This window comes from Candidatus Endomicrobiellum pyrsonymphae (genome assembly GCF_020328025.1).
Taxonomy (GTDB): domain Bacteria; phylum Elusimicrobiota; class Endomicrobiia; order Endomicrobiales; family Endomicrobiaceae; genus Endomicrobiellum; species Endomicrobiellum pyrsonymphae.
In genome coordinates, this window is record NZ_JAIXMZ010000046.1 from 1 (window position 1) to 10,626 (window position 10,626).

The following is a 10,626-nucleotide window of genomic DNA, read 5'->3' on the forward strand; positions in this document are numbered from 1 at the left end:
CCTATAGCGATGGAACCGCAGTTAAGATTTGCAATCAGAGAAGGTGGTAAAACAGTTGGTTCAGGCGTTGTTACTGAAATTGTTGAATAATATTGTATAATGTGTAGGGTGGAGAGAAAATAGGACACTGCACTCTGTAATCTTAAAAAGAAAGAAATACGTATTAGTCACGTTGTTTGTGACACATAAAAAGAATCGGAGAATTAAACGAGATGGCAGAAAGAGTTATTATAGTTATGGCGTGCAGTGTTTGCAAAAATAGAAATTATTATTTTGACAGAAACAAAAAACAAGAAGGAAAACTTGCATTGAAAAAGTTTTGTAGAAATTGCGGAAAGCGTACTGGTCACAAGGAGACAAAGTAGTTTACAGTTCGCGGTTGGGGGCATAAGCTAATGGTAAACTGCTGGTCTCCAAAACCAGCTTTGGAGGTTCGAATCCTTCTGTCCCCGTTTTTCAATGATATTGTTGAAGGTATGAAATGAATTTAATTAAGAACGTTACACAGTTTTTTCAAGATGCGTATTATGAACTTGCAAAGGTTACGTGGCTTGGTAGAAAAGAAGTTGTTGGAACTACTGTAGTTGTAGTTGTTTTTGTTGTTATCATGTCTATTTTTGTAAGTATTGTTGATTTATTTTTAGGCGCGATTGTAGGCATTATGTTATAAGCTGGAGTAAAAAATGGCAAACCAATGGTATGTTGTTCATACTTATTCAGGTCATGAGGATAAGGTGAAGAAGAGTTTAGAAATGGCTATTGTAAATTTAAGTATGTGCAATACTATTTCGCAAATACTGGTTCCTACTGAAGAAGTAGTTGAAGTAAAACAAAATAAAAAAAGAATAAAAAAAAGAAAATTTTATCCCGGGTATGTTTTTGTAGAGATGACTATGAATAATACGACTTATTGGCTTGTCAGAAATACTGCAGGAGTTACAGGTTTCTTGGGTGGCGTAAAGCCTGTTCCGATGGCGCAAGATGAGGTTGCAAATCTTCTTAACACAGTTGCCAACCCGGATGCCTCTAAGCCTAGACCGGCAGTATCATTTGAAAAAGAGGAAACTGTTCGTATTGTAGAAGGACCGTTTAAGCACTTTATCGGTATTGTTGAAGAGGTAAATCAGGAGAGAGGCAGACTTAGGGTTATGGTAACAATATTTGGAAGACCTACACCCGTAGAACTCGATTTCTTACAGGTCGAAAAAATATAGAAGTGTCGAAATTGAATCTTTTTAACAGATCCAGCAATTAATATCCTTCGGTGGTCGGTGATTTGTAGTTTCGCCGATATGAAAGCGATACGGGAGTAACACAAAATGGCCTCAAAGAAAGTAAAAGCAATGATTAAATTACAAATCCCAGCAGGTGGAGCAAGTCCTGCGCCACCGGTAGGTCCGGCGTTAGGACAGAAGAGTGTAAATATTATGGATTTTTGTAAACAGTTTAATGAGAAAACAAAGACTATGGAAAAAGGCATGACAATACCTGTAGTTATAACAGTATTTGAGGATAAGTCATTTACTTTTATAACAAAGATGCCACCTGTATCTGCTTTGGTAAAAAAAGCGGCAAGTATCGCAAAAGCCTCAGGTATTCCAAACAGGAATAAAGTTGGCAAAATTACTGTAGCTCAAGTAGAAGAAATAGCAAAGCAAAAAATGCCTGATTTAAATGCGAACGGAGATATTAATGCCGCAAAGCTTATGATTGAGGGCACTGCAAGAAGTATGGGTATTGATATAGTCAAGTAGTACGCGTTACAAAACTCACCTAAACTTAAAGCGCGTGAAAACAATTCGTTCTTAACGAATTGAAATGGAAAATAGAGCGGGAGTCGATTATTGGTTAACTAAATTTTATGTTGGCGCGATTGTATCAAATAATAAAGTCAGTTGGCTATGGTTCGACGGCGACCACGGAGAGAAAAAATGAGTAAAAGATTAAATGAAGTTGCGAAATTAGTTGATAAAAGTAAGATTTATACAATAGAGGAAGCATCGGCTCTTGTGAAAGAAACGGCAAAGGCAAAATTTGATGAAACGATTGAACTTCACATTAAACTTGGAATTGATCCTAAGCAGAGTGATCAAATGGTAAGAGGTACAGTATCGTTGCCTCAAGGTTTAGGTAAAGCAAGAAAAATTGCAGTTTTGGCAAAGGATGAAAAGCAAAAAGAAGCCGAAGTAGCAGGCGCTGATATTGTGGGCTCTGACGAACTGATTGAAGACATATCAAAAGGCAAACTTGACTTTGATGTTTTAGTTGCAACTCCTGACGCCATGAAAGATTTGAGCAAAGTTGCAAAGATTCTTGGACCTAAAGGTCTTATGCCGAATCCAAAATCAGGCACTGTAACATTTGAAATTGGCGCTACGGTTACAGAACTTAAAAAAGGAAGAGTTGAGTATAAGAACGATTCTTTCGGAATAATTCACGTTCCTGTAGGAAAGGCATCTTTTGAAAAAGAGAAAATAGCAGATAATATAAAAACTTTGATAGATGCTGTTGTAAAAGCAAAACCTTCAAGCACGAAAGGGCAGTATGTAAAAAGCATTTCAGTTTCGTCAACAATGGGTCCGGGCATATTTGTTGAGCAGAAAATTTAAGTTGCTTTTTGGATAAATTTTTGTATCTATAGTCAACTAACTTTATATTGATGCATTGCGTTAGCTCAAAAATAGATGCAATGTGGGGCGGGCTGACAAAGCAACAGCTCATTCATCTAGCTAGGAAGTCCAAACGGAGTAGCGTGCTGTTTTTGAGCTAACCCTACGGACTATGTGCCCTTTTCGGTAAATTTCGTCTGTTTTATTTGGTCAATATGGTGCTACCTCCCCATAAAACGGTCAAAGTTTCCTCGGAAATTTAAGTGGCGTGCTTTATCAATATAAAGTTAGTTGATAGTAAAGGGTGGCTACGTAGCCGCCCTTTATTTTTGTGAAGGAAAATGTAAAATGAGCGAAATAGAAGAAATAGAAAAACTACTGAAACCTGTAGCAGAACAAGAAAAAATTGAAGTAGTTGATGTTCAGTATGTTAAAGAAGATGGTGATTGGATTGCCAGGATTTTTATTGATAATGACCATGGTATAACGATGAGTGATTGCGAGCGCGTTAGTCATGTTTTTAGTAATGTTTTAGATAAGAGTGATATATTAAAAGAGTCTTATATTTTGGAAATTTCTTCTCCCGGTCTCAACAGAGTATTGAAAAAAGAAGAGAGTTTTAAGCGTTTTATAGGCAGTAAAGTAAAAATTCAAACTCTAAAGTCAATTAATAATCAAAGAAATTTTTTAGGTGAGCTTTTGGATTTTAGCGACGGGAAAGTAAAAATAAACGATGCAACAAACGGTATAGTAGATATAAATTTTTTAGATATAAAAAAAGCTAATATAGAGACAGATATTTAGGGGGAAAGATATGGCAGAAAAGGGCGAACTTTTAATGGCTCTTGAGCAGATTGAAAAAGATAAGAAAATTAGGAAGGAAGACATTTTGACAGTGATAGAAAATGCTCTTGTATCAGCGTATAAAAAGCATGTAGGCAGAAACGTTAATGTTGAGGCTAAAGTTAATACTGAAACAGGAGAAATGGTTGCCAGTGTGATAAAAGTTGTTGTGAAAGATGTTGCAAAGCCTCTTGTAGAGATAAGTGTTCAGGATGCAAAAAAACTTGGACAGAGTTCTGAGATTGGCGCTGAAGTAAAAATATATCTTGATACTCAAGATTTCTCGCGCATTGCCGCGCAAACAGCGAAGCAAGTTATTGTGCAGAAAATTAGAGAGTCTGAAAGAGACTCTCTATTTGAAGAGATGAAAGAAAAAGTCGGACAAATTACAACCGGCACTATATATCGCATAGCAAATAAAAACCTTATAGTAGATTTGGGCAAAACAGAAGCTGTTCTCCCTGGCAGCGAGCAGGTTTTTAAAGAAAAGTTTAATGAAGGTCAGTACATAAGAGCTGTAATTGTAAAGGTCGAAAAGAACATTAAAGGTTTGGAGATTGTTTTATCAAGAGCAAGTACAGAACTTGTAAAGAGACTTTTTGAATTGGAAGTTCCGGAAATTTATGAAAAAATTGTAGAAATAGTAAACGTTGTAAGAGATGCCGGAATGAGGACAAAAATTGCTGTGTCATCGAACAATCCTAAAGTGGATCCTGTGGGTGCGTGTGTCGGGGTAAGGGGCGCAAGGATCAAACCTATTATTGATGAATTAAGAGGAGAAAGAATAGATTTAGTGTCCTATTTCTCTGATCCTGCAAAATACATAGCTGGCGCTTTGTCTCCGGCAAAGACAATCTCAGTAGTTATTATTTCCGAAGAGGATAAAAAAGCGGAAGTATTGGTAACTGATGATATGTTGTCTTTAGCTATTGGTAAAAACGGACACAATGTAAGACTTGCCGCAAAACTTACTGGTTGGCGCATTGATGTGAAGTCTGAGGGACAAAAGAAACATGAAAGCGAAGCAAAAGTTGAAAGACAAACTGAGGCGCTCGAAAAACTTGAAGATCTCAGCGAAAAAACTAGAAAGATACTTGTTAAGGCAGGATTTACAGATATGGAGAAATTAGCGCTACTTGCAGTTGAAGATCTTATTACTTTGCCATGTATAGGTCCTAAAACTGCTGAAAAAATTATTGAGTCGGCAAAAAAAAGCTTGAGACGTTAGTCGTTTTGCAAAATAAAGTTACTGTGGTCAAATCGCTTAGATGGTACCATTGGTGTTCTCGTGAAGAATGAAATGACGAAGCAATCCAGCATTGTTGTTGTTTAGTCGCCACGATTTGTGAGCGTCGCGAGTCTCGCGATGGACAAACAGCGTGTTTTGTCGTTTTTCGCAGTAGAGCTTATTGTATCATGCGTTGGCGCAATTTAAAACGATTTGACTATACGTCGATAAATAGCGGGAGTGTTTATGTCATTGAAACGAGTTAATAAATCAAAAGATTCTGAAGAAAAGACTATAAAAAAGAAAACCGTATCATCAGCTAAAACAAAAGATGATTCGGCTAAAAAAATAGTAAAAAAAGCTGTTGCTCCATCCGCTAAAAAAACAGTTAGAACTAAAGTTGTGTCTAAAAAAACTGAGTCAAAATCTGATACAAAAACTGTTAGAACAAAGGCGGCAAAAGTTAGTTCTAGTGAGAAGAAAATTATTAAAAAAATTAATGTTGAAGAAAAAACTCGTCGTCGTGCAAAACGTGTAATTAAAGAAAATCCTGTTATGAAAAAAGAAGATGTGTCAAAAGAACAGCATGTTGTCGTTGCCGATCATTTGCGATCGATTGTAAAAGCTCCGTCAGAAACGAAAGTTGATAAACAAAAAGAAAAACCTATTGTTGTGTTGTCTGAAAAAGTGGTTGTTGAACAAAAATTGGCAGAACAGAGACAGTTTGTTGCAAAGTCCGAAGAATTAAAAGTTGCTATAGAAACGGGATCACCTAAACAAGATTTGAACGAAAATAAATTTAAAAGTACAATTCTAATTAACGAGTTGGTAACTGTAAGAGAGCTTGCCGATAAAATGAGACTGAGTGTCTGCGATGTTTTAAAAAAACTTCTTTCAATGGGAAGTCTTGCTACTATCAATCAAAGACTTGATGCAGATACGGCTATTCTTTTAGCTGGCGAGTTCGGGTATGATGCCAAGATGGATTCTATTTATGCTGGAGAGAAAATAGGTTCTATTAAGGAGGAAGATCCTACAAAATTAAAGCAGCGCCCTCCCGTGGTTACTATTATGGGGCATGTTGATCATGGCAAGACGTCTCTTCTAGATTCTATAAGAAGCAGTAATGTTATTGCAGGCGAGCATGGTGGAATTACTCAGCATATAGGCGCGTACAAAGTCAAAACTTCAAGTGGGCAGTTTATTTCATTTTTAGACACTCCGGGACACGAAGCTTTTACGGCAATGCGTTCGAGAGGCGCTCAAGCTACAGACATAATTGTGCTTGTTGTTTCCGCAACCGATGGCGTTATGCCTCAGACTGTTGAAGCCATAAATCACGCAAAGGCTGCAAATGTGCCAATTATAGTTGCAGTAAATAAAATAGATATGCCGGGCGCTGATTCTCAGAAAATTAGACAAGAATTAAGCAATTATGGTCTTATTTCTGAAGAATGGGGTGGAGATACGATAATGGTTGATATTTCTGCGAAACAGAAAATCAACATCGATTCATTACTTGAAATGATTTTACTTAAAGCGGAAATGATGGAACTAAAGGCAAATCCTGATAAAAATGCAGAAGGAATAGTGATAGAAGCAAGACTCGATTCTCGCAAAGGTACTATTGCAACGTTTTTAGTGCAAGGTGGGACCTTAAAAATAGGTGATAATTTAGTTGTGGGTACGACTTATGGTAAAGTAAGAGCGATGGCTGATGAACACGGGAAAAGGTTTGATACAGCGCTTCCAAGCACTCCTGCCGGGATATTAGGTATTAATGAACCTCCTCAGGCAGGAGATAAATTTCTTGTAGTTGAAAATGAGGCTAAAGCAAGAGAAGTTGCAGAATCTAGAAAACTGAAAGCAAAAGAAACTTCTTTAAAACCAAGACATCATTTGTCTTTGGCGGATATAAATATGGGTCAGGCAAAAGATTTAAGAATAATATTGAAGACTGACGTGCAGGGTTCTTTGGGCGCTTTAGGCGATGCTCTTGAAAGACTTTCTACTTCTGAAATAAGCCTAAAAATAATACATAGGGATGCCGGTGCGATTACGAAGTCAGATGTTGCTTTAGCAGTTGCCTCAGATGCTTTGATAGTTGGTTTTAACTTACGTCCTGATGCTGTTGTCGAAAAACTTGCAGAAGTAGAAAAAGTAAGTATAAACGTTTATAGAGTTATTTATGATTTGATTGCCGATGTTAAAGCGGCTATGGAAGGTTTGCTTGATCCTGACACGAAAGAGAAAATACTTGGTAAAGCAGTTGTTAAACAGGTATTTAGACTCTCAACACATGGAACTATTTCAGGCTGTTCTGTAGTGGACGGAAAAATCCAGAGAGGAGCAAAAGTAAGATTGTTGAGAGATAATGTTATTGTTTTTGAAGGAAATATTTCTTCTCTCAAAAGATTTAAGGACGATGTCAAAGAGGTTGAAAAAGATTACGAATGTGGAATTGGTCTTGAAAATTTCTCAGATATCAAAGCAGGCGATGTAATTGAAAACTTTACTTTTGAAAAAGTTGCAAGAAAGTTAGAAAATAATTAGTTGTCTGCTATAAGTATGATTTTTATTTTTTAGTCCTTTTAATCTCATATATTTTTCTACAGATATTTTTAATAAACAATCGTTTGCTTTCCATGTTGCTGTATATTCAACCATCAAAGCATCAAAAAACATCCACGCTTCTGCAGGTATTCCATTTTTTAATTCGCTAAATTTTTCAATCTTGTACTATAAATCTTTAGTATATTTTTCCATTTATCTGTCCCTTGAGCAGATGTTTTCAGTCTTGCGTTCTTAATCAAATCGTATATTAGCGCTTTACCGGCTTCCTCTTCTGTCCAGTTATGTTTTTGTAAAAGATTTGTTATATAGGCGATCACTTCTTTTGCGACGGTTTCCGGAGAAATTGCCTGTTCTTTTATTCCGTCGTCATTCATTTGTTTTTTTTATTCCGGATTCAAGAGACATTTGCCGTACTTTTTTGATTTCGTTTGTTATTGCTTCTGCTATTTTTGAGTTCATTTATAGAATTCCTAGTTCTTTATACACATAAGCGCCAAAGTTTGCTACTTTGTTGGCTAAATAACCAAACTATTTTAAACTATTTTTAGTTTCATTTTGTTTTTTTATTTCGGATTCAAGAGACATCTGTCGTACTTTTTTGATTTCGTTTGTTATTGCTTCTGCTATTTTTGAGTTCATTCATAGAGTTCCTAGTCCTTTATACACATAAGCGCCAAAGTTTGCTACTTTGTTGGCTAAATAACCAAACTATTTTTAAACTATTTTTAGTTTTATTGAGTATGCTTTGGCTTATATATGATTCCAATGTCCGCAAATACTTGCAGATACTGGTGAGCGCTCAAATCGCTATTTAATTCTTTTAAAAAAGCTGATTTTGGTTTCTTTTTATCCTTTTGAGGCATGTATGTCAAATGCTTGTTGTATTTTAAATAGCTGCTCGTTGAATTTGGTTTTATTCATTTTTTGCAAGTTTTGTAAGTTCAATATTTTCCATTGTACAGCCGGTAATTTTTGCAGATTTGGAATATTAACTAATTCCCAGTTTGGATTTAACGAATAAAAATTTAATATAAACGCTTTATCTTTCTCTGTTAAAGAATGATGTATAGTCTCTATCAATTTTTTTAATGTTTCTTCATGATCTTGATGTGTAAAAGGCAATTCACTCATACCATTAAAATATTTTTCAAACGCAGACTGTTGGTTTTTAACAGTTGGATTTAAAAGTTCATAATGGGCGCCACTGTCTATCAGTATAGTATATATAAAAGCTGATTTAATTTCTGGCGTTATTGCCTCGTTTTGTAGTAGAATTTTTATGTCAAACAAATCCCTTGGATGTTGTCGATTGATAGCAGCGTGGATTTTCCCGCCGTATAACTCCGCTACAGACAATATCCTAAAATCCAAAAATACTCCGTATCCTTCTACAATTTTGTGGTTTATTGGCATAAAAACAGGTTCATATATGCAACCTCTAGCGTTATAGTTGGTCTCTATTTTAATTTCTGCTAAACCAAAACTGCACAATATTTTCTTTATACCATCATAACATGTTATAATAGTGGACTTAATACTAATTTTATTAAGTTTATTCGATATCCGTAGTAAAGCGTCATCTATATTTTTAAAAGCAATTTCTCTTTTCTCAAAACCTACGTAGGCTAAATCTATATCAACAGATACCCTTGGTAAATCTCTAACAAAAAAAATTGATTGCTGTTCCGCCTTTTAACGCAAAACATTCTTCACCTCTTAAATATGGCATGACAGATAGTAATAGTTTTACTTGCTTGTAATATGACTCTTTTTTATTCATTCGCTCTTTCTTCAATTACTATGTTATATTTTTTATTAAATTTGCCATACCTGCTAATAACTCGTACACCAGAACCTAAGTCTATTGATTCTAAATTTATATATTTAAACCAAGAGTAGCTAAATTTCTCTGACAGATATAAAAATAATCTTTTAACTTTTATTGACTTACAATTCTCTAATAATTGCTGCAATAAATTTGGTCTAAGGGTCATTAAAAATTCAAATATTTCATATGCCTCTTGTACCGGTTCATTTTTTGGTGTTTGATACAATAACTCAAATGCCGCTCGTTCCAGAGAAGAAATTTTTACTATCCTTTGATTTACTTCAAAATCCTCTAACCCTATATTTTCAGGCAGAAAATTGGTTTTATAATGTTTCCAATCATCAGTAAAAGAATATTTTAAAAACCATTCCGGTGCTTTTATATCTCTACTAGAAAAAATGCTCCATGTATTTTTTACTTTTCCATAGTGCGTTTTACTTTTTAACGATAAGGCAAAATAGCCACCTACATGTATTCTAAATCCAGATTGTTGCAAAACATGTAAAGCTTCCTCGAATGTTACTTTGCCAGCAGGAAATTTCACGCAAGCTCCTCGCCCTATAGATTGCAATAATCCACTCTGCCTATATTTATATTGTAATTGTTTAGATATCCCTCGATCTTTAAGCCAAGCAGAAGTTATTATGTTGTCAGAAGTTTGTATTAGTGTTTTTAAAAATAATGATTTCAGTCTATTCATAATAGACCAATGATAATATTTTTAAAGTAAATTGTCAATATATTGCAAAACATTTCAACATATTGCGCGCTTTAGGAAATTATGAAATAGTTGCAAATAATGAAGTGGAGTTTTGTAGTTTAAAGATTTGTGTCCTCCTTGCGTATCATACCAAAAAAGTCATCTTTTGATTTTCTTATTTGCCAAACAATCTTCATTTCTATAAACGAACTGCTCTTTTACCATTCTGCAAAAACACTCAATAAAGGCGTTGCTTTTTGGACAGCGCGGGTAATTCCAATGTCTGTGCAAGCGCATAAAATTTGTTGTAATATTGCATTTTGCGTCTCGCATAATTTACACCAATCCCAAAGGTTTAGCTTAAGCCAAACCTTTGACCCAACCCTTGCTGTTAACTTCGTTATACCAGTTTTCAAAATGTGCAATATGTGTTTGAGATTTTGAGGTTTAAAAGGTTAAAATGTTAAAAGTAAGGGATTAAATTTGTATAATGACAACAGTTGTAGTTTGATTATTTAAAAGAGTACGAAAATAGAGTTTAGATTCTGAAGAACAAAGTAAGAAGAGTTTAAAGAGTCTGGACTACAAGAACGGAAGGGTATTAGAATGATTAATTTCAAGAGAGTGATAAGCGTTGTTGTGATATTTAGTTTGGTATTGAGTTCATGCGGAGGAAACAAGGATAGTGGGAGTGGAGTAAGTGGGCTAGGAAGGAATGTAGAGTTGAATATATTTGAGAACGACATTAAAACCACTGGGGTGGCAGAGGATGTAATGCAAGTTGGGTCGACTATGAAGCTAGTGGGTAGTCGGTTTGAAATGTGTGACCTTGACAACGCCACTG

At 35.2% G+C, this 10,626-nt stretch carries 12 protein-coding genes, 1 tRNA gene and 1 pseudogene; 11 read left to right on the forward strand and 3 right to left on the reverse strand.

From position 1 onward, the window contains the following. The 10 genes and pseudogenes from LE180_RS04765 to infB form a co-directional block, all read left to right on the forward strand. Positions 1-90: pseudogene (locus LE180_RS04765) on the forward strand (elongation factor Tu); the annotation flags it as partial. A 122-nt stretch (positions 91-212) separates the two neighbouring features. Next, positions 213-365 (forward strand): 50S ribosomal protein L33, encoded by a 153-nt coding sequence (gene rpmG, locus LE180_RS04770; RefSeq protein ID WP_374134322.1) that lies wholly within the window; start codon positions 213-215, stop codon positions 363-365. A gap of 16 nt (positions 366-381) precedes the next feature. Then, positions 382-452: transfer RNA gene (locus LE180_RS04775), tRNA-Trp, on the forward strand. A 29-nt stretch (positions 453-481) separates the two neighbouring features. After that, positions 482-670: a preprotein translocase subunit SecE gene (gene secE, locus LE180_RS04780; RefSeq protein WP_374134323.1), complete on the forward strand. Its 189-nt coding sequence runs from the start codon at positions 482-484 to the stop codon at positions 668-670. A 13-nt stretch (positions 671-683) separates the two neighbouring features. Next, positions 684-1,214 (forward strand): transcription termination/antitermination protein NusG, encoded by a 531-nt coding sequence (nusG, locus tag LE180_RS04785; RefSeq protein ID WP_374134324.1) that lies wholly within the window; start codon positions 684-686, stop codon positions 1,212-1,214. 105 nt (positions 1,215-1,319) lie between these two features. Continuing rightward, entirely contained in the window at positions 1,320-1,754 is a 435-nt protein-coding gene (rplK, locus tag LE180_RS04790; RefSeq protein WP_374134325.1) for a 50S ribosomal protein L11, read from the forward strand. Between the two features lie 177 nt (positions 1,755-1,931). Next, complete coding sequence (gene rplA / locus LE180_RS04795; RefSeq protein ID WP_374134326.1) at positions 1,932-2,609, forward strand: 50S ribosomal protein L1; 678 nt, start codon at positions 1,932-1,934, stop codon at positions 2,607-2,609. 348 nt (positions 2,610-2,957) lie between these two features. After that, positions 2,958-3,413, forward strand: a complete 456-nt coding sequence (rimP, locus tag LE180_RS04800; protein ID WP_374134327.1) for a ribosome maturation factor RimP — start codon at positions 2,958-2,960, stop codon at positions 3,411-3,413. A 10-nt stretch (positions 3,414-3,423) separates the two neighbouring features. Then, positions 3,424-4,680: a transcription termination factor NusA gene (gene nusA / locus LE180_RS04805; protein ID WP_374134328.1), complete on the forward strand. Its 1,257-nt coding sequence runs from the start codon at positions 3,424-3,426 to the stop codon at positions 4,678-4,680. A 246-nt stretch (positions 4,681-4,926) separates the two neighbouring features. Continuing rightward, positions 4,927-7,233, forward strand: coding sequence for a translation initiation factor IF-2 (gene infB, locus LE180_RS04810; RefSeq protein WP_374134329.1), 2,307 nt, complete (start codon positions 4,927-4,929; stop codon positions 7,231-7,233). Between the two features lie 158 nt (positions 7,234-7,391). Here the strand turns inward: infB and LE180_RS04815 are convergent, their stop codons facing one another. From LE180_RS04815 to LE180_RS04825, 3 genes are all read right to left on the reverse strand, one after another. Further along, positions 7,392-7,628, reverse strand: coding sequence for a hypothetical protein (locus LE180_RS04815; RefSeq protein WP_374134330.1), 237 nt, complete (start codon positions 7,626-7,628; stop codon positions 7,392-7,394). A 472-nt stretch (positions 7,629-8,100) separates the two neighbouring features. Then, positions 8,101-8,928: a nucleotidyl transferase AbiEii/AbiGii toxin family protein gene (locus LE180_RS04820; RefSeq protein WP_374134333.1), complete on the reverse strand. Its 828-nt coding sequence runs from the start codon at positions 8,926-8,928 to the stop codon at positions 8,101-8,103. A 98-nt stretch (positions 8,929-9,026) separates the two neighbouring features. Continuing rightward, on the reverse strand, positions 9,027-9,782 hold the full coding sequence (locus tag LE180_RS04825; RefSeq protein ID WP_374134331.1) for a type IV toxin-antitoxin system AbiEi family antitoxin domain-containing protein: 756 nt from the start codon (positions 9,780-9,782) through the stop codon (positions 9,027-9,029). A 606-nt stretch (positions 9,783-10,388) separates the two neighbouring features. On the opposite strand from LE180_RS04825, the gene LE180_RS04830 reads away from it, so the two are divergent. Then, positions 10,389-10,626: hypothetical protein (locus tag LE180_RS04830; protein ID WP_374134332.1), on the forward strand; the 238-nt coding region annotated here is incomplete at its 3' end.